The sequence below is a fragment of the Verrucomicrobiia bacterium genome, from assembly GCA_035629175.1.
Classification (GTDB): domain Bacteria; phylum Verrucomicrobiota; class Verrucomicrobiia; order Limisphaerales; family DASXHY01; genus DASXHY01.
On record DASPIL010000062.1, the window covers coordinates 13,654 to 39,069 of the forward strand.

Below are 25,416 nucleotides of genomic sequence, written 5' to 3' on the forward strand. Positions count from 1 at the left end.
TGACAACGCAGGTGATTCAATCGTTAGCAACCAAAACGCCATAACAAAAACCCAATGAAAAGACCGTTGTATAGAAGAGTCGCCCGCTATTTCTGCGTGGCAGCCTTGGGAGCGTGCACGTCGCTGCAAGCTCAGGTCGTCGACAAAACCCCGGTATTGCATTTGTCTTTCGACAGTGTCAGCGGGTCCACCGTTATCAACGGCGGCACGGGGAGTTCGGCGATGAATGGCACCTTGAATGGCACCGCGACGATTGCCGCGGGTGGCCGGTTTGGAAATTGTTTGAGCGTTACCGGGGATGCGGCCAATAGCGGGTCGTGCCGGATTGCGAATGCGGTGGTACCGCTGAATGTCGGAGCCGGAAACACGTGGACGGTAGCCATGTGGGTCAAGACGGCCACGCCAGGCGGTGCCTATGCTTATCAGGGCGGAGGCGGTTGGGCTGAGGCCAACACGATGTTCTACTTGAACCCGGGCAACGCCAGTGCCGGAACCAAGGCTGGAGGTGTTCGCTGGGGTCAAAATTGGGAGACAGGAACTGCCGACATCAACGACAACCAATGGCATCATGTGGTGTTGACGTGCGATGGCACGACGAAGGCGATGTATTTGGATGGGAATCTGGAAACATTCACCGCCAATGGGTGGAACGGCGCTGGTACCGGCAATCAGTTTTGGGTTGGCGGCAGCGGACAAACCGGTGACGGCGGAGCCAACTTGAACGGCTTTGTGGACGAAGTCTATGTGTTCAACAGGGCATTGACGCTCGCTGACGTTCAATTGCTGTACAGCAACAATACTGTCCCGAAGGTGCCGGTTTCAGTAGTGGCGAATCCTGCCAGCGGCTACCGCGGACAATTTGTCACCCTCACCGCAACGGCCACGCCGGTCATTGGCACAGTGACAAATGCGAGAGCAGATCTCAGTGCAATTGGCCTGTCGGCGTCCGCAACCATGGGACAATCCAGCGCCAATGTATTCACCAATTCCTTTACTGTTCCGACCAATGCGCCTGTTGGCGCGGCCAACTTGCGGGTGACGGTGACGAGCACTGAACCGCTCATCGGAAGCAGCGGCGCCACCTACACAGTTTTGGCCCGGCCTCCAACGAATGCGATCATCGTGACCCAACTCACTAACTCGAGCGCCTATGAATACACCAAGGCCTCATTCTATTTTGGCACGACCAACGACGCCCCGAACGACGCCCCCTTCCCGATGACCTACTCGTGGTACAAGAACGGCCAGCTCGTCAGCACCAATCCGATGGGGCCGTACTACTCGTTCCTGACGACCCTTGCTGACAATGGATCGCAGATCTATGCCATCGCGCGCGTGGCGGATACCAATTTCAGCAGCCTTTCGCGCACGAGCGCGGTGGTGACACTTACGGTACTTTCCGGCACCCCGGTATTTACAAATGGTCTCAAGCAGGAATTTTTCGCCGGCGCGACCCGCGCTGACGTTCACATCGGAAATGTCGGTCCCGGGGTTGTGGGCCTGGTTACAAATGCTGACTCGTCCGGTGGATTCGGTGACAACCACTCCCGCCGATACAGCGGCTATTTCATTCCGCCGGCAACGGATGATTATGTCTTCTTTGTGGCGTCGGATGACGATTGCGACGTGTTTTTGAGTACCGACAGTTCTCCGGCTAACAAGCGGCTCATCGCGCAGGAATTGGTTTGGAGCCCGGTGCGCAGCTGGCAGACACCCGGACCGGGAACTCCTGGGCCGTTCGAAGCCTCGCAAAAGCGATCCGACCAATGGTCTCCTGACCCGCAAAACGGCGTACCCGCCCCTTATTCCGCCGGCATCCATCTGATCGGTGGGCAGAAGTATTACTTCGAATCCGTGATGCACAACGGAACGGGCGGCGACAATTGGGCTGTCACCTATCAGACCACGACTGAACTTGGTTTGGAGGGCGCGCCGGCCAATGGCACAGCATCGCGGATGACTGCGGCCAGCAACAACATCGCCGTAATCACGTATCCCGGCAGCGCGCTGACATGGGCACTTCAGCCGCCGTCGGCAGTGACGGTGTATGAAGGCGCCAGCACCAATTTCATCAGCCGCGCGATCAGCGACGCTGAGATGAATCCGACCTACCAATGGTACCTCAACAACGTGCCGATCGCTGGAGCTGTTGGTGCCAATCTGACCATTTCCACTATCCCGACCAGCTACAACGGCGCCCAGGTGAAAGTGGTTGCCCGTCTCCCGGAAAGCAGTCTCAGCATCACCAGCTCGGTGAGCACCATTACCGTCCTCCAGGCGGTATTTGAACCGGGTTTCCTCAAGGTGGAACGCTGGAGTAATCAGAGCACGTTGACTGCATTGCTCGCGGGGACACTTGGGACTCCGAATTACCAGATGGCTGTGCCCGCCTTCGCGGCGAGTATCGATAATCCCAATCTGCCAAACAACTTTGTCCGTCGGGTCAGCGGTTTCTTCGTTCCGCCCCAGACGGCCAACTACGTTTTCTACACGACAGGGGACGACGCCACTCAGTTGTTCATCAGCACGGACAACACTCCTGGCAACAAGCGTTTGGTCGCCCAACAGGCAGGCTGGAACACCGGTGGGAATTGGGCCTGGCTGCAAATTGGCGGTGGCGGGGGAATCGCGGACCAAACCCGGTCGACCACCTGGACCCCGGACAATGGCGTCACATATCCATATGCCAACGGTATTCCGCTGAACGGCGGCCAACGATATTATATCGAGCAAGTCTTCCAACAAGGCGGCGGCGGGGCAAATAATGCCGCGACCTTTGTGCTCTTCGGCGAACCGGATCCACTGCCGGGAACTGAAACCCGGTTCAAAGGGAATCTCATCGGAACGACCGCAGTGCGCAATTCCGGTGTCACGCTGACGCAACAGCCCACCAACACCACCGTTAAGCCGATGGGATATGCCACCTTCTCGGTGAACGGCACGACCGAATCCTCGTTGTCCATTGGCTCGATCTTCGGCGGGGAAGAAAATCAAACGAACAACTTCCTGATCGTTCAGTGGTATAAGAACGGCACGGCAATCCCCGGGGCCACATCCAGGACTGTCACGCTTGGACCGATCATGCCCAGTGACAACGGCGCCGAAATTCGTGCAGCCGTCAGGGCTCTGGGTTTCGCGAATCAGGCCCTGAATCCGATTTGGGTCACCAGCGCGGTCGCAACGGTTACCGTGGCCCCAGAGGCAGTGTTTGAAACAGGAGTGCTGCTCAAGAATTGGTGGACCAACACTACCCGGCCCAATATCGAGGCCGGACTCGCGGGTCTGCCCCAATACACTTACACAACACCGAAGCTCGAAGGGCCGGTGGGTAATACAGGCATGCGGGGTTACGGCACCAGCGGCAACGGTTTCTTTATCCCGCCGACGACCGGTTTTTACACCTTCTTCATCAACTCTGACGGGGACTCCGATCTTTTCCTGAGCACCGACAGTAATCCCGCAAATAAGCGAAAAATTGCCGCGGAAAATATCTGGAGCAATCCGTTCCAATGGAACTCAGCGGGTGCAGGTGGCGCGGTTGCCATTGCGCAGAAGCGATCCGATCAGTTCGTGGACGCGACGGGTGCCGTGCCGAACGCCGGCGGTATTTCTCTGAACGCCGGCCAGAGGTACTACATCGAGGCCGTGTATCGCGCGGGTGGCGGAAACGATCACGTCCAGGTGACTTACAAGCTCATCAACGATCCGGATCCGCTAAACGGCAGCGCTGGGGCAATGAGCGGTGATGTGATCGGCATTTATGCTCCTCGAATCCCGTGGGTGGCGTTCCTCCAGCACCCGACGAATCAGACAGTGTTAAGCGGTGGAAACCCCGTCACCTTCTCGGCGACCGGAACCAATCCCCCTTCGCTGGTGATTGGGACGACAGGCAATCCGTCCTCACTATTCACAAACCCGCCCACTGCGTCACTCCAGTATCAATGGTATAAGAATGGCAATCCCATCCCGGGCGCAACCGCCAGGACCTATACGCAATCCAGCGTGCTGCCCTCGGACAATGGTGCGCAGTTCCATGTCGCCATTCGCGCCTTGGGTTACGCGGACAACGCGCTCAATCGGATTTGGAGCAACAGTATGCCGGCGGTCCTGAACGTCGTGACTGACGCCGTTCCGCCGATGATCAGCTACGCCGCCACGTTCGAGAATTCGAGCCATGTGCCATTTACGGGCATGTCCCAGTTCATTGTAAACGTCACATTCAGCAAATGGATGGACGCGACTACGTTGAGCAATATCGCCAACTATTCGATTGCTGGTGTGACGATCACCAACATCAGTGTCGCCAGCGATCATCGGACCGTCCAATTGCTGGTAAATCAACTGCCGACCCTTCCGTTGAACGTCGTCGTCAGCGGAGTCAAGGATCTGAGCGGCAACACCATTGTCGCCGGGTCAAGCTCACCCATCAACAATGTGAAGCTTACCTTCACTGATGTTGGGACACCCGCAGTCGATCCGGCCTATCCGTCCCTGGTCTCGGTGACTGGGGCAGGCGGATTCATCATCACGGCCCAAGGCAGCGACATCTGGAATACTGCTGATGGTTTCAACTTCGCGTGGGAGTTGAAAACCAACGACTTCGATGTAGCCGTACGTCAGGTGAGCAACGGCCACAGTTCCCACTGGGCGAAGGGCGGCCTGATGGTGCGCGAGAGTCTGGATCCGTCCAGCCGCAACTGGAATATCATCAACGACCCCGCTTCGAGCGATGGCATCATGGCCCCTGACAACAGCGGCTTTGGCGCGAACGTAGTCGAAAGCAATGCGCGTATCCAATACGGCGGCGCCACTGCACCGTGGGACAACATTACACGGCCCGCTGTGGCGTATCCGAACGCATGGGTGCGGCTGAAACGGACAGGGGCTGTCCTGCAAGCGTTCTATTCCACAAACGGCGTGAATTGGATTCAAACCGCATTCACTGACACATCAACCAACGCCTTCGAAGGCCCGTTGGTCAATCCTGTCTATGTCGGCCTCTGCACGACCGCGCGCAACAACGTTTGGGCTGGATTGCCGCCGCCAACGCCGCTGCTGTATTACAACACGGTTGAGTATGCAAACTACAACTCCAGCTTCGTTGTTTCTGCTCCAGCTGCGCAGTTGACGGTCAGCCGCTCCGGAAATTCCATCAATGTCTCATGGACTCCAGCTGGCGGGCATTTGGAATTCAGCCCTGCCATCGGCGGGCCGAATGTAAATTGGCAGCCTGTCGGCGGAGGTAATCCGGCGAGCGTTCCGCTGGGAACGGGTTCGCAGTTCTTCCGGGTTGTGAATCCCTGAGGTTTGCTGACTTGATGACGGTTGACAGAGGCCGCAGGGAAACCTGCGGCCTCTTAGTTTTTCCGACGTTTGAATTGAGTTTTCCATGCGATCCTCAAATCCTGAGGTATGAAGCGAAGGTCCAGCCGCAACCGTGAACGGTCAGTGGCCCGTGCCGGGCGGGCTGCAGACATTCATTCCAAGGCAGGGCTGACCCGCGGACGAAAATGGCTGTTTCGCCTTGTGGCAATTTTCGTGGTGCCCCTGGTTGTCTTCGGAGCAGCGGAAGTTGTCCTGCGGCTTGTCGGGGCGGGATACGATCATCATTTCTTCAAACGGACAAAGGTTGGTGGACGCGATTTGTATGTCGCCAACGAGGATTTTGGCCTCCGATTCTTTCCACGCAGCCAGGCGCGTTTCCCTCCGCCGGTGGTTCTCGATGCCGTCAAACGTCCCGGGACATTCCGGGTTTTCATTTTTGGAGAGTCCGCAGCGATGGGAGATCCTCGCCCGAATTACGGCGTCGCGAATTATTTCGAAGTGCTATTGGCGGAGCGCTTTCCCCAGGCAAAATTTGAGATCATCAACACCGGTGTGACTGCGATCAGTTCCCACGCAATCCTGCCCATTGCCCGAGAATGCGCGGGGCACGCCGGCGACCTTTGGATCATCTATATGGGAAACAATGAGATGGTTGGGCCGTTTGGTGCAGCCACTGTTTTCGGCAGCCGGGCACCGCCCATCTGGATGGTTCGATCGCAACTGCAACTCCAGCGGCTGCGTTTTTTTCAAGTGGCGACCGACTTGGTGGGGAAGTTTCGAAGCGGGGGCTCGGATGTCGCGGGCTGGCAGGGGATGGAGATGTTCGCGAAAAACCAAATCGCTCCAGATGATCAAGGCCGCCAACGGGCGTACCGAAATTTCCAGCGGAACCTGGAGGACATCCTCAAAGCGGGAAAGAATTCCGGCGCCAGAATCCTGCTTTCCACAGTGGCGGTGAATCTCAAAGACTGCGCGCCATTCGGGACACTATCCAGCGGGAACCTGCCTGAGGCGGATCGCAAGACTTTCGACGAACTCTGCGCGGAGGGAATGACGGCCGAAATACAGGGGCGTTGTGCCGCGGGCATTTCCGCCTTCCAGCGGGCAACTGAAATGTTCCCGCATTCCGCGGATGCGTCCTATCATCTCGCAACATGCCAGATGCTGGCGACCAATGACCTGGAGGCTCGACACAATTTCCTCAAGGCTGCGGACAACGACACCTTGCCGTTCCGTGCTGATTCGCGAATCAACGATGTCATTCGGACTGCGGCCAGGCAGAACGAGGAAAAATCTGTGCTCCTGTGCGACGCCGCCGAAACGTTGAATGCGGCGAGCCCGGGAGGAGTTTCTGGGGACGAGTTGTTTTACGAGCATGTCCACCCAAATCCAAATGGCAATTACGCGCTGGCTCTTGCCTGGGCTGAACGGGTTGAGAGCATGTTGCCGCCGGAACTGAAAGCCGGGGCAAAATCATCCTGGCCTTCGCAGGACGAGTGCGAACAGTGGCTCGGGCTTACGGACTGGAATCGTGTCTCGATATTGGAAGACGTTCTCCGGCGCATGGGGCGTCCACCTTTCGTCGGCCGATTCGGCCACTCCAACCAGGTCGCGCGGCTGCAGGCTGCAATCGCCGTTCGACGCCAGCGTATGACGGACGAGGCAGCGGCGCAGGCGCGGGAGGTGTATGTGGACGCCCTGCGGAGGTCGCCTGAGGATTTTCGTTTGCATGCGAACTATGCGGAATTTCTCGAGGACCGGCGCGACTGGAAGCCCGCCATTGCCGCGCGGAGAAAAGTCTGCGAGTTGATTCCCGGCTATTACTTTCCGCATTACGTCCTGGGTGTGGACTTGAAAGAGGCCGGCGAGCTGGCGGAAGCGCGTGAGGCGCTGCTCCGTTCGATCGCGTTGAAGGCCGATGGGTGCGACGTCTGGTTGGAACTGGGCACCGTTTCGGCGCGGCAGGGCGAGTGGGAACGGGCACGGCAGGAACTTGAGTCCGCCCGGGGCTTCGATCCCGCGGAGCCGCGCGCAGCGTTGTTCCTGGGCGAAGTATTGTGGAAACTGGAGCGTCGCGACGAGGCGATGGCCAACTGGCGCGAAGCGATTCAATTAGATCCCATGAACTGGCAGCCGCATTATCGTCTGGCCCGCGGCCTGGCGCAGATGAGTGATTTCTCGGGATCCGCCGCGGAGTATCGTGCAGTGCTCGGCCTGAATCCTGCCAACCTCAAAGCGAAAGTGGAATTCGCAGCCGTTTTGTTGAGCCTCGGGCACCAATTGGAGGCGTTGCAGCAACTGGATGAAACCTTGCGGCTTGATCCGACGAACCGGATGGCTCAGGAACTGGCAGGAAAGATCCGGCAACGGTAATTGCATTCTTCACCGAACTTATGTGGGCCTTATTTCGAGAATTTCTTCAGTTCTGCGCGAGAGAAAAGAAATGGTGGCTGCTTCCGTTTGGGGTCTTGATTTTCCTGATCGCGGTGATTGTCATCTTTTCCACGAGTTCGGGAGTGGTTTGGTCACTGTACCGGTAGGTTCGAGCGAGAGCGCCAGCAGCGCGGACGCCGGTGCCATCCCTCAAGCAGCACCCATTCCCGCGGTTGCGTGCCCTTAAAACTGCGTCATCCTGGCATATGACGTACGTCACATTGCGCCCAGGCTTCCCGTGGTGAGAGTATCGCCGCAATCACACGCAATTACTCGGACCGGTTCTTCGATCGGTCTGCCGCTTAACTGAACAAGCACGTCCACGAAGGTTGGAGGCCGCACCTCCCTAACGTCGGAGAAGAAAAACTCAGCATGAAAACCAAACACGCAGCTGGAATTTTTGTCGCGATGGCACTCGCGGCGGGCGGCGCTTCCCTTAAAGCCCAGTCCACGAACTTGACCCTCTATCCATTCGACACCGACCAGGTTTCGGACACAGGTTACGGAACGATTTGGGCAAACTGGTTCGGCGGCATCTTTGGAGGGGTTGCATGGGATAGCTCGGTTGACGCCAGCAACAATCCGAATTCAGGATCGATGTTGTTGACTCTAAACGCCCTTGGATCCGATCAATACGTTTTATGGGACGGAGCTACTCCCACCTACTTCCCGTTGGATTTAAGCACGTGGACGAACCTTTCGTTTGATATTCGCTACGACATTAATTCGGCGATTCGAACCAATACCGGGGCGGCGGGCCTCAATGGTTCACTCGGGCCTGGGTCTTTGGACTTCGGCTTCATGCGCGTTGGATCCCGGGGGCCGAGCTTCAACCAGAATTGGATTCAATACTTTGCCATTTCAGCCACAAACGGCGCCGGCCTGCCCAACACGAACTGGACGCGGGTGAATGTGGACCTGCGGCAAGTCCCGCAGAATTTCAGCGATCTGAGCGGCGGCCTGGTGGACATCATATTTGGTTTGGACAACGGGGCTTGGGGCAACAATTCGTTGGTGGGACCCCAAACCATCTGGATCGATAATATTCAACTCAACGGTGTGATTGCGACTCCTCCGCCACCCAGGTTGACCATCGAGAAGGCTGTCCCGGCCCTTCGATTATTCGGAGGTTCAGGGCAATTCGGCAGGTCTCAACTCCAGGTGGTTGGGGGGAACGAAAGCTGGGTCGGCGGTGCCTTTCCCGTGACGTATTCGTTCACTGTGCTGGACAACGCCACGTCGCCCGGCGGGCTGGATTATCATATCCATTTCATCCAAGGCAGCTATGGGTATTCCGGGGCCGATTACACGCAACCCAACGTCCTCTGGCTGCAAATCATCAGCGGCAGCGGAACCAACACCGCGGCCGTTGCAAACGTCTCATGGAAAACGAACGCGCCTTCCACCAATCCAGACCAGACCGCAAGCGGAGCCGTTGCCCTGAGAATTACGAATTCGGTTCTGGCCGGGACGTGGACACTGACATTCAACAGCAATACAAACGGCACCCTGACGGCCCCGGGTTCTGCTCCAGTTCCATTCAGCCTCGCACTGACCGAAGAAGACGTTGTGACGTACTTTGGCAATCCACTGGAAGTGCGGTTCGGAATGCAGAACTATGGAAATCCAGCGAACGGCGGCATCCCGCACGATTGGGCAGCAATCTCCGTTTCAGGGACTGCCGGGATTCAGATCAACGAGGATTACACCAAACAGGGAGTCAGCCAGCTTGATCCCGCAGTCTGGGATCTCACGCACAGCGACGGTCTGGATCTGATCAATCTGGTGTCCACCAACGCCGCTTACTGGGTGAAATGGACTTTGCCCGACAGCGGTTTCACCCTTGTCGGCGGCGCCTCTCTCTTGGATCGAACGAATTGGAATAATCTTCCGAATGTCACTCCGATTTCACAGGGCGGCGTTCGATGGGCGCTCGTTCCCCGTGAGTCCCTTCCGTCTGCGAGCTCCAGTTTCTTCGGCTTGATTAAGCGCCCCTTCACTCAACTGCAGGTCCTCCTTCCCGGAGAAACCAATGCGCCGAACACGGCGACCGGAAAAGTCGGCACGCCTGATCCTGTGGCCCTGAGTGCGGGTGGTATCATGGACGTGACCATCAATGCAGTCGATCCGACGTTCCATATCGTCACAGCGGCGCCAGGTAACACAATCGCGCTTACCACCACGGACAACACTGCCGCGCTGCCTGCTCCCGCGGCGTTGGTGAACGGAACGGTCACCCAGCAGATTTTCTTTGGGAGCCCGGGCACTTTCACGGTTACGGCAACGAATGTATCCAATGTCTCCATCCCGAACGCAACCAGTTCGCCGGTGACGGTGGATTTCTAAATTCAACGGCTGAAACTTTTTTCGGACCCCCGTTCGATCGGTTGGAAGAGGGAGCGGAGCGGCGGCTCACCAGCAGAGCCCCGCTCCGTTCCGCTTGAGAATCCACCCAACTTTCTCGAACTTCAGCTCACTCGATGTCAAATCCAGCCGGTATTGTTGCCGTAACTGTATATCACTCTCTTACCCGCCGCTGCGTCCAGCCCTCTCCAGATATGTGACGAATGTCGCATTGCTTTGGAACCTCGTTTTCGTGTGATACTGCGCGTTGTTCCGGCGCAGAATGAAAGAGGCGCAGGGAGCAGAGCAGTTTTTGGATCCACTAGATACGATTTGTCAGCGCAGCCGCGTTGGATATATCCGCGCGCTAAACTAAAAATACAATGCAACAGAAACGTCGCGTCACATCAAACCCTTCGCTCTCCCTTAGCCGCCGCAAGTTCCTGAAGTCGGCTGGGGCCGCAATCATCCTCCCAACCATTCTGCCAGGCAGTGTTCTCGGCCGCGGCGGAGTCGCGCCGTCCGGCAGGATCAACATGGGAGTCGTCGGCTTTGGCGCCCAGGGAAACGCCAATGCGGGATCATTCCTGGGCAATCCCGACTGCCGAATCGTCGCTGTCTGCGACGTGGATAAAAATCATTTGGGTAATGGCGTGGCGGCAGTCAACAAACACTACGAGAACAGCGATTGCGCCTCCTATTCCGATTACCGCGAAATGCTGGCGCGGCCCGACCTCGATGCGATCATGATCGCCACGCCCGACCATTGGCATGCGATGGTCGCCGTCGATGCTGCCAAGCAAGGTCTGGACATCTATGGTGAAAAGCCGCTCGCCCGCACCGTGGCCGAACAGCAGGCGATCGTCAAAGCGGTTCAGGCGAACAAGGTCATCTGGCAGACCGGCTCGTGGCAGCGGTCGCAATTGTCGTTCCGGAAAGCTGCTGAAATTGTTCGCAATGGTTTGATTGGCGAGGTCACCCGCATCGAGGTTGGCCTTCCCGGTGGGCACAGTGACAGCGGTGCGTCCCGGCGCTTGCGCGAGGAACTCAGGGCGCTCCCCGGCGGAGTTACCAATCTCTCCCGCGTCACTCCCGACACCGAGTCGTGGAAAGTCGCCGTGGGCACGCCGCCGCCGGAACTCGACTACGAAATGTGGATTGGACCCTCTCAAATGGAACCCTACATCGCGGCGCGCATCCACTGGAACTGGCGCTGGAATTACAACACGGGCGGCGGACAGCTGCTGGACTGGATCAGCCATCATTGCGATATCGCCCACTGGGGCATGGACTGGGACAACAGCGGCCCGTTGGAGGTCGAAGGGCAGGGGGAATTTCCTCCCAAAGATGCGATCTTCAATACGTCTCCGAGATATCGCGTTGAATTGAAGTATCCCAAGAATGTTACGATGGTGATCGCGGGCGGCCATCGCGATATTCGAATGGGCACGAAATGGATCGGAACGGACGGTTGGGTGTGGGTCGATCGCGGCGGTTTCGACGCATCAAATCCCGAGTGGGCGAAGGGCTGGGTGTTGCCGGACGAGTTGCGCAAGGTCAAGCTTTATGAATCGCGCAATCATTACCGCAATTTTCTCGACTGCATCAAGTCCCGCCAGCCGACCATCACCCCCGTTGAAACCGCCCATCACTCTGCTGTGCCCGGGCATCTCGGATTGATCTCTATGATGACGGGGCGAAAGATCCGCTGGGACGTCAAAACAGAAACGATTCAGGACGACGCAGAAGCCAGCAAGCTCCTCACCCGCGGCTATCGCGGGCCGTGGAAACTTTCATGATGTGATTGATGTAAGCGGAGCAGGGGAGACGCCGCACGCATCGGTGCGTTCCGGCGGGCTAACGGGAACAATGGGTAAATCGAGCATGAACGTGGCGCCTTTTCCCGGCCCTTCGCTGCTGCAATGAAGCACCGCGCCCATCTCTTTTGCTGCCAAAGCACCGCTGTGAAGGCCGAATCCGTGGCCGTTTTTGCGAGTGGTGAAACCGTGGCGGAAGATCAACGCCAGGTTCTCCGCAGGAATCCCGACGCCGTTGTCCACGACCGTGATGTGCAGACGCTGCCCTGCATGCATGACCCGCACACGGATTTCTTTATTATCAGAGGCTGAGTCATTGCACGCGTGTTTTGCGTTTCGAATGAGGTTCAGGAGGATTTGCATCACCTTGTGGCGGTCGACCGTGATCTCCGGCAACGGCCGGTGATAGTCGCGAATGAGCGATATACCGTGATGTTCCAGGGATGCTTCATTCATCCGGAGAGCGTCTTCCACTAGGTCAATCACGTTTTCACGCGTCGTCACTCCCGCCACGCGCGCGTAACTCTGCTGCATGGCGACGATCTGCTTGATGTGATCGATGTGTTTGGTCAGCGACTTCAGCTCGTCGATTGCGCCCTCCTGGTCGCGGGCAAGATGTTTCGCGAGACTGCTTAGGTAGGCTGGAAGCTGTTGTCCTTTCGGGTTCGAATTGAAGAACGATCCCAGGTCAGGCTCGTGCTTTTTCAGCAACTCGGCAACCTGTCCGACGTAGCTGACCCTCGACTTTCGAACAAGCTCCGTCAGAATGGTTGTTGAGACATTGACGCTGTTCAGGACATTCCCGACGTTGTGCAGGACGCCGGTGGCGACTTCAGCCATGCCGGCAAGTCGTGAGGCATCCAGCAGTTTCCGGTGGACGCGCTCGACTTCGGTCTGGATCTGTTTGCGCTCTTCAATTTCCTTTTCGAGCAGGCCGGTTTTGACACGGAGTTCAGATGTGCGATGGCGCACCTCCGCTTCAAGCACCTCCTGCCTGCGTTTCATCACTCGAACGCGCCAGGAATAGGTGCCGGCCAGCGTCGTCGCGCATGCCACGGTGCAAAGGACATAAAACCAGGTTGTTTGATAAACGAACGGGAGGAATTCGACCTCAAAGTGATCAGGTGTTCCGCCTGTTCCATCTCCTCCGAAGGCTTCCACGCGAAACGTGTAGCGGCCCGGTTTCAGGTTCGTAAAGAACGCGGAGCGCCGCGTGCCGGCTTGTTCCCAATTTGATTGATAGCCTTCCAGCTGATACCGGAACTGCAGTTTCTGCGGTGTGACAAACGTGGGCGCCGTGAATTGGACCTCCAGCTCGCCGCGCCCCGGCGGCACTGTGAATTTCCGTGTGTGCTGATATTCCACACCGTTGGCACGCACCATTTCAACTCGAACCGGCGGAACGCTCGCCCCGGCCGCGATCCGGTCCGGATCCACCATGATCAAACCTCCCGGACTGGGGAACCAGATCCGTCCATCACTCGTCATGCAGGCGGAGTATTCGGTTTCGCGAGTGTCAGTGGTTTTAACCGATTCGGGACCGTCGTAAGGCACACATTCCACTTCGCCGGTCTCTTCAAGTTTGTTTTTGCGGACTGAGAATATTCCCTGGTTGGATTGAACCCAGAGCCGGTCATGCCTGTCCGCCACAAACGAGCGAATGAAGTTGTCGAGCAGGCCGTCTTCGCGTGTCCAGCTGCGCACCTGGGTCCCTTTAACGCGCGCCAGACCTCCTGCTGTTCCCGCCCAAATAGCGCCCTGGTTGTCCTCCCAAAGCCAGGTGACGGTGTCCGATGGCAGCCCTTGTGCCCTTCCAACGTGCTCGTAATTCCCGTCCTTGACTCGGAACATTCCATTCACGGTGGAAACGAGGATCGATCCGTCTCGCGCGCATCCGAGATTATTGATCCAGTCAAAGGGCGGTTTCGCGTTGTTCCCGAAATCGTATGCCTGGGTTCCATTCGGAGTTACGCGGACGAGTTCGTTGTGAAACGAAGCGATGACGCCCTGGGCGTCTTCAGTTAAGGCCGTTCCCCACTCACCGTGCCAGGTGTGTCTTGCGATCACTTTCCGATCTCGAAATATTTCGACCTCCCGGTTTGCATTGAGCAGATACACATCACCGTCGCGCGCTTCGAGCACCCTTTTAATCCATGTGCTCGACAATCCCGATTCCCCCGAATAGGTCTCGATTTTCGATCCTTCGTAATGCGCGATTCCCGCGCTGGTCCCTGCCCAAAGTCCTCCCCGGGCTGAGGGATAAAGTGCGAGGCTCCACGCTTTCCAGAGACCTTCCTTCGCTGAAAACAATGGCAGTTTCGCATCGGAAAGAAGAGTCACTCCCGTGCGACCACCCACCCAGAGATTCCCGTCCTGGTCCTCGAATAGCGCAGTGACGTAATCATCCGCCAACCCGTCGGTCTGCCGAAGGGATGTCGAAACACCATTCACGAAACGATGAAGGCCGTCAGTTGTGCCGACCCAAAGGACTCCTTTCGAATCCCATAGCAGCTTCGTGATTGCGGCGCCCAGCCATTTGTCAGAAATGGGTCGAAAGGATGCATCGAAGGTATGAAGGCGGCCGTCTGGCGATCCGATCCAGATTTGGCCCGACGCATCCTCGGTAATAGCCCGCGCCGACTGCTCATTCGTCGTTCCCTGGAGACCGAGCCCCGGTTGTTGGCTGTTCCACCAATAGAGGCCGCCACCGTGACTTCCGAGCCAGACGCGTTTGCTCGAGTCCTCGAAGATGGAACCGCACTCGGTGATATTGGTGAATGCCGATACATCGCCGCCTCTTTTCCAGCGATACGCACCCAGGGTCGCCCCAATCCAGAGCGCGCCGTCGCTTGTCTCTAAAAGATCCCTGACGTTCATTCGAGGATCAATCCACGTTTCGTTCGTGAACGCCTCAAATCCCGTGTCGGGACGGTAGTATGCGAGGGTGCCGTTGCGGATCCCGAGCCACAACCCGTCATCCGCGGAACAGGCCAGTGCGGAGATTTCGGAATACTGGAAGTCCCGCGTCATGGGCAACGCGAGGAGTTTGAACTCCAGGCCGTCGTATCGGATCAATCCTTTGCGCGTCCCCATCCATATGAAACCGTCGCGCGTCTGCTTGATCGAACTGATTTCGTAACTGGGAAAACCGCTTTGCGCCGTCCAGGCGCGGCAGATGTACTGGGAGAGGCTTTGATCGGGCGAGAGCGCGAGCGCGGAGAAATGGAGGATCAACTGGATTGCGGTCGATATGACCGTCCAGTGGACGCGGCAACGCGTGCAATGAACGCGCGCAGACCTGAGGAACCAATTCATTTTCGTGCGCGCCAAGCAACGGGTAAACGCTATTCCCCAGAAACATGAATCCGGCGCAGCTACTGAACACGATGTTCGGGCGTCAAATCACATCGGAACATGACACCACCGCTTGAGATCATTTCAACGGAAGGAGCAAGCCGGTCGCCTTCCCTAATGGTCTAGCGTGAGGCGCGCCAGGCCGCCCTGGTCGGCAGGCACTCGCGGTAACCAACGAGAAAATCCTCAGTGCTCGCCGCCGGAACACAGACGGACACAGGCGAGACTGGCTGCATTGATCGGCGACGATCCGGGATAATTCGCATGGACGCACCATTGTGAATTTGAGATTCGGTGGCGGGCTCAGAAAGGAACTGATGATAACCATTCCACGCTCCGGTGATGCGGGCTGCGAAATCGTTTTGGCTTCTTCTATACGGACGCCTCCGGGCACTCCTGTCCGCCCGCATCGTTCGGCGATCAATTCCGTTCTGCTGTGTGAACGCTGCGTTCCACGGCCGCACCTTCGCCGTTGCGCAGGCTGGGGCATCGCACATGGAACATGTGGTGACGTTCAAGCGCCGTTCGCTGGCAATACCCCCGTTTGATCCCCGCCGGAAAGAACCATGGACCGCAGCCGAACTCAAATTAGTTGGAACGATGCCCGACGAGGAGGTGGCCCGCAGAACGGGGCGTTCGGTTGGTGCGGTCGGCCGCCGCCGTGGTCAGAGCCAGCCGCAGGAACCGGGATCGAAGATTGAACCCTGGACCTCCGAGGAAGACAAACTTCTGGGCACGGTCACCGACAGGGAAGCGGCACGGTTGCTGGATCGGAGTGTGGCGGCGGTCTCGCATCGCCGCGCCCGGTTGGGAATTCCCGCGCGGCATCCAAAGGCAACGCGCCGCTGGACGCGGGATGAGGAGAAATTGCTAGGTACTCAGCCTGATCCTGAAATTGCGCGCCGATTGAACCGCACAACGAAAAGTGTCCTTCACCGCCGCACCCGTCTGAAAATTCCACCATGGCGGCCAGCCTGGAATCTCAAACTCCCAACCAAATAATCGTGAACCTGCACAATGAACCGCATCTACCAAGGAAAAGTCAGCCAAGCAGAACTCCTCGACGCGAAGGGGAACGCCATCGAACCACAGCCGCAGGATTGGGATGGGGAATCCGCGCTCTGGGATCACCATGCGCTGTTTCAGGATGCGGTGAATCACAACACCCTTGCCTTGGCGGCAATGGCAGTGGGCGTGGCGGGCAATGGTGAGCGAGAGAGCGCAGTGCAAGCTTGGGCCAAGGAAGTGCGTGATTCGTGGATGACGGCACGGCGCAAGGCTGTCGTGTTTGACGGACCGCACCAGCGCGTTGCGCCGCTGCTTGGCCTCGATCCAGTGGCGAGCGACTTCGACGCTTGCGCGGCACGGATTCTCGCCGGGAGCAAGGCGACAAAAGAACAAATGGCGGCGGCACTGTTACAGTTACTTGAGGAGGCGAACGCGAGCGACTTGAGCCAGCTTGCGAACGATCGCCTCGGTTGGTTTTGCAGCCCGAAAGGAAAGAACGACAAGACTTCAAAATCCATCGTTGCGGTGCAGGAGACGAAAATGATTGCGGCCATCAAGGCAGTGCATGGTGCCAGCGACACTGAACTCGAAACTGTCGCGTCATCTTTTGAACCCGGCTACTTCGTGACGCAGTTTCCAAAGGAGAGGATGACTGGGGTCGAATCCCGTGCGGAAGCGGAGCGGCAATTCGACATGGCGGCCAAGAAGCACACCGCTCTCATGGGGCTTCGCGAGAGGTTCTGTGTTCGACTCGCCGAGATAGCCGACGGCCTTTCCCTTGCTCGTCTCGGGCGCAGGTCAAAGGGCGCATATCCGTTGGCGGTGGTGTTCAAGCTGTTCCCGATTGCACCTGTAGCTGCGGTTTTTCGCGAAGCAACAGCAACGATGGCAAAGAGGCGGCCTTCGGCAGCAGGTGCCGACAGGATTGCCGAGGCGCGGGTGGACGACACTCCCGTGTTTGAATACTTCACCAACCGAGTTCTCAATCGGGACGTGAACAACGACAATGCTGCCGTGTGGGGTGAGTTCGATCACGCTGCGTTTGTTGAGGCCATCAAATCTCCTCACCGCTATTTTCAAGACACACAAAAGCGTGAGAAGGCGGCGGACGAGTTGCGGACAAAGCTGGTTGCAATGGAAGGCGAGGGCGGAAAGCTTGATGACGAGAACGACGAAGATGAGAGGGAGGGGCGGGCGATAGGTTTCGCAGGTGATTCGAGGATCACACTTATCACGAAGCTCGTTTTCAGCACGCATTACGTCGGTGAGGAGGGCGACCATCACTCGGAGGTTGCGCTGCGTCCGTTCATTCGCGATGTGCTCACGCAGGCCGGTATCAAGGTCGAGCCAAACCGCCCCGAATACACCATCCAGGAGCGCACGCTGCGCGGCTGGGGCGAAGTGCGAAAGAAATGGCGCACACTTGCTGCGAAAGGTCCGGTGACGGAGCAGCAACTCCTCGCCGCGCAGGCGGAGGAACAGGGTAAACACCGCGATGACTACGGCAGTGCCTCACTCTACACAGCGTTGGCAAAACCGGAGTTCCATCCAGTCTGGATGGAACCAGGCGCGGACAAACCGAAGTGGCACGCCGACGATCCGCTGCGGGCTTGGTGCGCCTACCGGGAACTTCGTTTCGAACTGGCCGACAAGACGCGGCCAATCCGCTTCACGCCCGCGCATCCGGTCGAGTCGCCGCGTTATTTCATCATTCCGAAAGCTGGACGCTTCGGCACCGAGCATCTACCCGGCAGGCTCGCGCTCACTTGCGGCATCGTGTGGAGAACGGAGCACGGCTTGGAGCCGTGCGCGGTGCGGCTGACGTATTCCGCCCCGCGTCTTTGTCGCGATGAGTTGCGTTCGGACGGTGATGCAAACCTAGCCGCTGTGAATTGGCTCCAGCCGATGATGAAGGCGCTCGGCATCCCGAATTCCGACATGCAGGATTTTTCCAATTGCCGCGTGACGCTTCAGCCGTCCGGGCCGAAGAACATCCAACTCACATTCCCGGTCGAGATGGAGGTAGGGAAACTCCAGGCTGCGCTGAAACACAAAGAGCGATGGAGCTACCAAGCATCGGGAAAGGCCGGGCAGATGAACTTCGCCCAGTTCAACTACTCCGCTGAAGAGCCGCGCTATGAAGTCTCGTTACGCTGGCCGAGTGATATTCAGCATTCCAAAGATGCCGGCCAACCGAGGAAGCGAGAACCCGAGCCGTGGCACCAAAAGTTCGACTCCTTCACTTGTCTCGCCACCGACCTCGGCCAGCGCGATGCTGGAGCGTTTGCATTGCTAGACGTGAAGGCGAATTCCGACTTCAACGGGAAGCCGTTTCGGTTCATTGGCGAAACGCCAGGCAAGCAGTGGCGGGCTCGTCTTGCAGCGAGCGGGATTTTCCGTCTACCAGGCGAAGACCGCAAGGAGTGGCGCGCGCCTACGCGTGCGGAAGAGCAGCGCGGCGAAAGCGGTTTTGCATTCCGGCCCGAGTTGTGGGGTGAGCGCGGGCGGGCAGCAACTCCCCACGAGACAGAGGATTGTGCGCGGCTGCTCGCAGCATTTGCCTGTGCCGAGGTGGACTTGATGCCGGATGACTGGCGCACTTCGCTTTCCTTCCCCGAGCGGAACGACAAGTTGCTTCGTGCCGCCGGCCGCGCGCAGTCGCGTGCGGCGCGGCTGCATCGCTGGTGCTGGTTCCTCACCGACGAAAAGCTCAAGGGCAGAGTCGAGGGCATGCTGAAGGAAATCGCGGAACTCGAAGACGAGTGCTTGCTGCCGGATACAACAAAGAAGCTCGCCACGGCCGAAAAGACAAAGGAACTGGTGGTCGCGCTGTCTGGCGAATTGCGCAGTTTGCGGGACAAACTGCCCGGCCTGCTTGTCCGTGTTGCCAATCGCTGCGCGCCATTGCGCGGACGCTCGTGGCACTGGGGCGCACATCCACGCAAACCCGACGATTGTTTTCTTCTCTCGCAGGAAGGCTCCGCGTGCCCGAACGCAAAGCAGCGCCGGCCCGATGCCACCGAGCGCGACGTGACGTGGATTCGGGGGCAGCGCGGCCTCTCTTTCGAGCGCATCGAGCAGATTGAATCGTTGCGCCAGCGTTTCCAGTCGTTGAATCAAGTGATGCGGCGTGACATCGGCAGCCCGCCAAAGAAGCGGCGTGATGACGCCATTCCCGATCCGTGCCCCGACCTGCTCGACAAGCTCGACGCTTTGAAAGAGCAGCGCGTGAACCAGACCGCGCACATGATCCTCGCCGAGGCCCTCGGCGTGCGGCTTGCGTCGCCGCCAGCGGACAAGGCGCGCTTGCGTGCCGAGTGCGACCAGCACGGCGTCTATGTCCGCATACGTCCGCCGGTGGATTTCATCGTCATCGAAGATCTATCGCGCTACCGGGCCAGCCAGGGTCGCGCGCCGCGTGAGAACTCACGGCTGATGAAGTGGTGTCACGGCCAGGTTCGCGGAAAGCTCAAGCAACTCTGCGAAGTCTTCGGACTGCCTGTCGTGGAAGCGCCCGCCGCTTGGAGTTCCCGTTTCTGCGCGCGGAGCGGGGTGCCGGGCTTTCGTGCCGTGGAGGTTCATCCCGCGATGAAAGATTCCGCGCCCTGGCGCTGGCATCTGGAACGGCTGGCGAAATACGAGCATGACGCGAAAGCAAATCCGCTCAAGCCGAAGGCGCTTCGAGAATGCCGTGCGGTGCATGAGCTTTTCCGACAGCTCGACGAACTCAACGCAAGCGTGGATCGCACTGCGCTACGTCCAAAATGGCGCACACTTCTTGCACCTGTCGCGGGCGGCCCTATTTTCGTTCCACTCTACGACCGTGCGCTTCTCGCCTCTGGCGAGACACTCCAACCTGCTGTTGTGCAGGCAGACATCAATGCCGCCATCAACCTCGCTCTGCGCGCCATCGCTGACCCGCGACTATGGAGCATCCACCCGCGACTTCGCACTGCCCGCACTGAGGCTGAGGCGAAAAGCGGTGTGAAAAAGGGCGCGCGGAACAAGGTTGCGGTGACGGAACCAGCACCGGATGGCACGTTGCTTTTCTTCACGCGCGAGAAGCGAAAGTTTGGCGAGAAGCAGCAGCGGCTCACCGTGCCCAGCCCATCGAAAGAACTGCGGGAAACCACCGGTTCACCAAACTTTTTCGCCTTCCTGGCAGATCGCCGTCGAGAGGCAGGGGAGGCATTCCTGCCCGAAGGTGACGTGCGCCTTCTCAGCGGATCGAAACTTTGGGGCACCGTGAAGGCATTGCAGTGGTGGCGCTGCACGATGCTGAACAAGCGCCGCGGCAAACACCAGTTATGAGCGACGCGCCCGTTCAAACCCAAGGCGGATTGGAACCGCAACCGTCGTTGCCGGTGCGGCGGCGCCACAAATTCATCTATTGCCCGCAGGAGAAGCGCTCATCGAAAGTCGTCCACGTTCAATCCGCTTCCTTCGATGATGCTCTTGAGGGTGCCGATCGGAATGGGTTTGTTGCCGTGCATCGCGACAATCACTTGCCATCCACAAACTGGAAAGCGTTCGCTCACGTGAGCGCGACTTCCACCACTTTAGCGCCTGCGGGAATTGAATCAGGCGACGGTTCGAACCACAGTGCCAACGCTTCTTTCGCGTTGCGAATGGCCTCCTCCTCACTATCGCCAGCGGAGGCACAACCAGGTAGTTCTGGGAAGAACGCGGACCAGCGTTTCGTTTCCTGGTCGTGCTCCACGACCAATCGCAGTTTCATAGCGGGAAAGATAGGCGCGCACAGGACCGCGGACAAGGCAGCAGTCCCTTTGATTCTGAAACCATCGAAACCAGGACACCAGGCCCTGGCACACGCTGTCAGGCCATGAGCGACGCTCCGGTTCAAACCCAAGGCGGACTGGAATCGCAGCCGCCGTTGCCGGTGCGTCGGCTTCACAACTTCATCTATTGCCCGCGCCTATTTTATTTCCAGTGGGTTGAAAACATTTTCCAGGAGGATGCGGACACCGTGGCGGGCAGCCATGTTCATCGCAACGTGGATGCGCCGTCCAGGCTGGACGATCCAAAGGAACTCGGTCTGCCGGAAGGCGCAAAGCTCCGCAGCCTGCGCCTGGAAAGTGAGTCGCTCGGGCTCATCGGCGTGGTGGACATTGTCGAAGGCGGGCTGGACGGCGCGGAGATCATTGATTACAAACGCGGTTCAGCCCGGCGCGATTCCGAAGGCGAGCGCGTGGCCAAGGAACCGGACGCCATGCAGGTTGCCGCACACGCGCTGCTCTTGCGCGAACATGGCCTCAATGCGGTCAGTGGAGCAATCTATTACGCGGCGGACAAGCGCCGCGTGCCGGTGGAATTGACGGAGGAATTGTTTGCCAAGGTCAGGACTTCTATTGAGGATGCAAAGCGTATTGCCCGCAGCGGAACCTGCCCGCCGCCGTTGAAGAACGATGCGCGCTGTCTGTACTGCTCCGCGTATCCAATTTGTCTGCCCAACGAATCGCATTGGTGGGCGAAGGCGAAAAAAGCCGTCGCCACCGACAAGCAGCTTCATTTCGGCTTCTCCCCATTCGCTGCATCCAACGAAGACGCCGTACGGGATCGCATCCTGGAGGCTTTGGACTTTGCCGCCGAATCCGGCAAGGGCGCGCCGACATTGGAACCGCCGCGGCCTGGCGGTGACGACAGCGAAGTCCTGGTGGTGCAGACGCCCGGCGCGCAGATCGGACAGAGGGGCGAGCAGTTGATCGTGAGCGTCAAGGGCGAGGATATGCGCAAGATTCCAAGTCAGCAGGTCCGCGCGATCTTTTGCTATGGCGCCGTTCAGATCACCGCGCAGGCCGTTGAAACATGTCTCGATCTGGGGATTGATGTTTCCTACTTCTCCCCCGCTGGACGTTTTCTTGGGCTTCTGCGCGGGTTGCCGGCCAGCGGGGTGGATGCGCGGCGCGGCCAGTATCGGCTGTTTGAGTTGCCAGGCGTCCGCCTGCAGCTCGCGAAGGAATCGATTCGCGCCAAGATTCACAACCAGCGCGTCATGCTCATGCGCAATGGCGAGGTGCCGGATCGCGTGTTGAAGCTCATGGCAGGTTTCCGCGACGCCGCGGCGTCCGCCCGTGATTTGACGGAATGCTCGGCATCGAAGGCAGCGCCGCCGCACTCTACTTCGAGCAATTCGAATCGATGTTGAAACAGCGCGACGACTGGAAATTCGACTGGCGCGGGCGGAATCGACGGCCGCCGCGCGACCCGGTAAACGCGCTGCTGTCTCTGGGATATTCCATGCTCGCGAAGGAACTGACGGGAGTCTGCCACACGGTGGGATTGGATCCGTTTCTTGGTTTCATGCACCAACCGCGTTACGGGCGTCCCGCGCTGGCGCTGGATCTGATGGAGGAGTTTCGACCGCTCATTGCGGACAGTGTTGCCATCTCATTGATCAATCGCAGCGAACTCGGCCCGGAAGATTTTATTCGCAATGCCAATGGAACATTCCTCAACGACCGTGGAAGGAAAGCGTTTTGGGAAGCATGGTTTCGCAGACTGGATGCGGAGGTGAGTCATCCGGAGTTCAGCTACAAAATGGCCTATCGCCGGATGCTGGAAGTGCAGGGCCGCCAGTTGTGGCGTTTCGTTCGCGGGGAAGCGACGGCATATCACGGTTTCACAACACGCTGACACGTTGCACGTGAACCGCCGATGGCAAATGGCAGATGGCAGATGGAGCAGCAAAAGGTGCCGATGAAGTCGCTGAATCCAACGATCTTGGACCCGTTGGCCATTTGTACTATGCCATTGGTCATGGCGAACGAAGTGAGCGCATGAGCCGAATCCGTTATCTGGTCAGCTACGACATCAGCAATCCTAAACGGCTGCGACGGGTGGCAAGGGTGTTGGAAGGGTTCGGAGTTCGGCTGCAATACTCGGTTTTTGAATGTCCTCTGGACGGGACGCGGCTGGCTATGCTTCAGGCGGCTCTGCAGCCGATCATCAAGGAAGATGAAGACCAGGTGCTCTTCGTTTCGCTCGGGCCGAGTTCGGGGGATGCGAGTTTGATCATTGATGCCCTGGGCCTGCCCTATGTAGTGCGCTCGCGGGTGACAATTATTTAAGCTGACCGGAGCTTTCGCCGCATTTTTGAAAGTCGAGATTGACGAACCGGGCCAAGCTTGCTGTTATTTCGCCGGGGATTCCCCACCGACCATCAACCTTCCGCCATTGGGTTGACATGTTTTTTGAAATCGCGAACGACTGCGCCTGATTTTTGCGGCCACGCGGTTCGAGTGCGGCAGTGCTGGCGCTCGCCCGCACGGACGCTCGCATAGTAGATTTCCACACATTCGGAGGCGTTTATGCACAAGGACTGCTGAACCTCCATATGATTCCCGGCCAGAGCTGCCTTGCGCTCGCAAAAATGCAAGGCAGACGCTGGCCTTCAACAGGTTCCGTGGCGTGACTCGCAGTCTCCGCGCTTTCAGGAATCGTGAGGCGGTCTGGGGATTCTCGAAGCGGAGCGTCTTCGACTTCCACCGTCTTCCCCCATTAAAGAATCGTAACGCGTGGACCCCTGCGGGCATTTGGCAAGCAGCCAGGTAATAATCCGTTTTTTCCGGACATGCAGGCTTTAGCGAGTGCGGCGCACTGGGTGTCGGGGTCGTTGGTATGCTGGGGCAACCGAAAGATAACGTGTCCTTCCGGACATCAAAATCATTGCAATTTGCTGGCGGGCGCAGGAGGAAACCTTTGCCCTGTGCCGTTTGTCCTATTGGAGATCCGATGGCCTTGCTTTAGCGTCGGCGGCACCCGATGTGTCGCAGCCGCTTTTTGCCTTGCGTGAACCAGCCTGACGTTACGTTCAGCTGGAAGAAATCCAATCAGCTGTCGCCTTGCCGCCCCTGTAGCATCTACAACCCGACATCCAAAATCGTTCCCTTCCTAGCCCAACAATGAACCCAAAGCTATATCTCCTGGCGCTGGCCTCCCTCGTAATGGCTGCCCACCCTTGCGCCGCGCAGACAAATGCGCCAGCCGACGATTGGAAGCCCGCGACATCCAATCAGCGGGGGAAAAATTATCCGCAGGTCAACTCTGAAGGACGCGTCCGCGCGCGAGTGATCGCGCCGCAAGCGCACAGCGTCGCGCTCGACATCGGAGGCGTGAAGTATCCGCTCGCGAAGGGCGAAGATGGCGCGTGGATCGGCGATTCCAATCCGCAGGACGAAGGGTTTCATTACTACCAGCTGGTGATCGATGGCGCACAGGTGCCCGATCCGAACAGCCTTTACTATTATGGCGCAAGCCGCTGGGGCAGCGGTGTTGAAGTGCCTGCGCAGGACCAGGAAATCTATGCGTTGAAGAACATTCCGCATGGCCAGCTTCGGGAAGTTCTGTTTTATTCCGCCAGCGCGAAGACCAACCTGCGCTGCTTCGTTTACACACCGCCTGATTACGACAAAGACACCACAAAGCGCTATCCAGTCCTGTATTTGCAGCATGGCGGTGGCGAAGATGAAACGAGCTGGGGACGCCAGGGTTGTGCGGGACTTATCATGGACAACATGATCGCATCGGGGAAGTCGAAGCCGTTTATTATTGTAATGGCGAACAGCTACGTTCCGGGAACGAGCTTTGGTTTTGGGGGCACCAATCAACCCGCTGCAACCAACAGCTCGTACTCCCGCTCCATCTCTGGCCCCGGCGGACGCAGCTATAATCCCGCCGCCTTTGCGCAAATGCTCGTTGAAGACTTGATCCCCTGCATTGATGCGAACTTCCGCACGCGGGCCGATCAGCCGAATCGCGCGATGGCAGGCTTTTCAATGGGCGGCATGCAGACCCGCGCGATCGCGCTGGCGAATCTCGACCGCTTTTCGCACATCGGAATCCTGAGCGGCGGGAGCATTGCGCTTGCGGACATCCCCGACCTCGCGGCGTTCAAGCAGAAGGTAAAGTGCGTTTTCGTCAGCTACGGCAGTCGCGAAAACGGGAGAACGTCGGCCAAACCAAACGTCGAAGCACTAAACCAGGCGGGAACCAAAAGCGTTTACTACGAATCGCCAAACACGGGTCACGAGTGGCAGAGCCTGCGCCGGAGTTTGTATCAATTCGCACCGATGCTGTTTCAGAATTAAGCGTTCCAAACGTTCGTACGCTACAACCG

General features: G+C 58.3%; 13 protein-coding genes. 10 read left to right on the top strand and 3 right to left on the bottom strand.

Annotation, left to right across the window (positions count from 1 at the left end; genetic code table 11):
- The first annotated feature begins 54 nt into the window (after positions 1-54).
- The 4 genes from VEH04_10330 to VEH04_10345 all read left to right on the top strand — a co-directional run bounded on the left by VEH04_10330 (position 55) and on the right by VEH04_10345 (position 11,900).
- Complete coding sequence (locus VEH04_10330) at positions 55-5,304, top strand: LamG-like jellyroll fold domain-containing protein (protein HYG23168.1); 5,250 nt, start codon at positions 55-57, stop codon at positions 5,302-5,304.
- A gap of 108 nt (positions 5,305-5,412) precedes the next feature.
- A complete protein-coding gene (locus tag VEH04_10335) occupies positions 5,413-7,698 on the top strand; it encodes a tetratricopeptide repeat protein (GenBank protein ID HYG23169.1) in 2,286 nt (761 codons plus the stop codon).
- Positions 7,699-8,130: 432 nt separating this feature from the next.
- On the top strand, positions 8,131-10,104 hold the full coding sequence (locus VEH04_10340) for a hypothetical protein (GenBank protein HYG23170.1): 1,974 nt from the start codon (positions 8,131-8,133) through the stop codon (positions 10,102-10,104).
- A gap of 380 nt (positions 10,105-10,484) precedes the next feature.
- Positions 10,485-11,900, top strand: a complete 1,416-nt coding sequence (locus VEH04_10345) for a Gfo/Idh/MocA family oxidoreductase (GenBank protein ID HYG23171.1) — start codon at positions 10,485-10,487, stop codon at positions 11,898-11,900.
- Here the strand turns inward: VEH04_10345 and VEH04_10350 are convergent.
- Positions 11,895-15,233 (bottom strand): two-component regulator propeller domain-containing protein, encoded by a 3,339-nt coding sequence (locus tag VEH04_10350; GenBank protein ID HYG23172.1) that lies wholly within the window; start codon positions 15,231-15,233, stop codon positions 11,895-11,897. The two genes, VEH04_10345 and VEH04_10350, sit on opposite strands and share 6 nt — an antisense overlap.
- A gap of 477 nt (positions 15,234-15,710) precedes the next feature.
- Here VEH04_10350 and VEH04_10355 point away from each other — a divergent pair, with 477 nt between their 5' ends.
- Together VEH04_10355 and cas12b are read left to right on the top strand one after the other, a co-directional pair.
- On the top strand, positions 15,711-16,274 hold the full coding sequence (locus tag VEH04_10355) for a hypothetical protein (protein HYG23173.1): 564 nt from the start codon (positions 15,711-15,713) through the stop codon (positions 16,272-16,274).
- A 15-nt stretch (positions 16,275-16,289) separates the two neighbouring features.
- Positions 16,290-20,591, top strand: coding sequence for a type V CRISPR-associated protein Cas12b (cas12b, locus tag VEH04_10360; GenBank protein HYG23174.1), 4,302 nt, complete (start codon positions 16,290-16,292; stop codon positions 20,589-20,591).
- Positions 20,592-20,689: 98 nt separating this feature from the next.
- On the opposite strand, the gene VEH04_10365 is transcribed toward cas12b, so the two are convergent.
- Positions 20,690-20,818, bottom strand: coding sequence for a type II toxin-antitoxin system HicA family toxin (locus VEH04_10365; protein HYG23175.1), 129 nt, complete (start codon positions 20,816-20,818; stop codon positions 20,690-20,692).
- Positions 20,815-21,018, bottom strand: a complete 204-nt coding sequence (locus tag VEH04_10370) for a type II toxin-antitoxin system HicB family antitoxin (protein ID HYG23176.1) — start codon at positions 21,016-21,018, stop codon at positions 20,815-20,817. Before VEH04_10370 ends, VEH04_10365 begins: the two co-directional genes overlap by 4 nt.
- A 105-nt stretch (positions 21,019-21,123) precedes the next feature.
- Here VEH04_10370 and cas4 point away from each other — a divergent pair, with 105 nt between their 5' ends.
- The 4 genes from cas4 (at position 21,124) to VEH04_10390 (ending at position 25,387) form a co-directional block, all read left to right on the top strand.
- The gene (gene cas4, locus VEH04_10375; protein HYG23177.1) at positions 21,124-22,446 is read left to right on the top strand and encodes a CRISPR-associated protein Cas4; all 1,323 of its coding nucleotides are present in this window, start codon (positions 21,124-21,126) and stop codon (positions 22,444-22,446) included.
- Positions 22,386-22,934, top strand: a complete 549-nt coding sequence (cas1, locus tag VEH04_10380) for a CRISPR-associated endonuclease Cas1 (GenBank protein ID HYG23178.1) — start codon at positions 22,386-22,388, stop codon at positions 22,932-22,934. Before cas4 ends, cas1 begins: the two co-directional genes overlap by 61 nt.
- Positions 22,935-22,969: 35 nt before the next feature.
- Positions 22,970-23,368, top strand: coding sequence for a CRISPR-associated endonuclease Cas2 (cas2, locus tag VEH04_10385; protein ID HYG23179.1), 399 nt, complete (start codon positions 22,970-22,972; stop codon positions 23,366-23,368).
- 834 nt (positions 23,369-24,202) lie between these two features.
- Positions 24,203-25,387 carry an alpha/beta hydrolase-fold protein gene (locus VEH04_10390; protein ID HYG23180.1) on the top strand — a complete coding sequence of 395 codons (1,185 nt, stop codon included), beginning with the start codon at positions 24,203-24,205 and terminating at the stop codon, positions 25,385-25,387.
- Positions 25,388-25,416 lie beyond the last annotated feature (29 nt).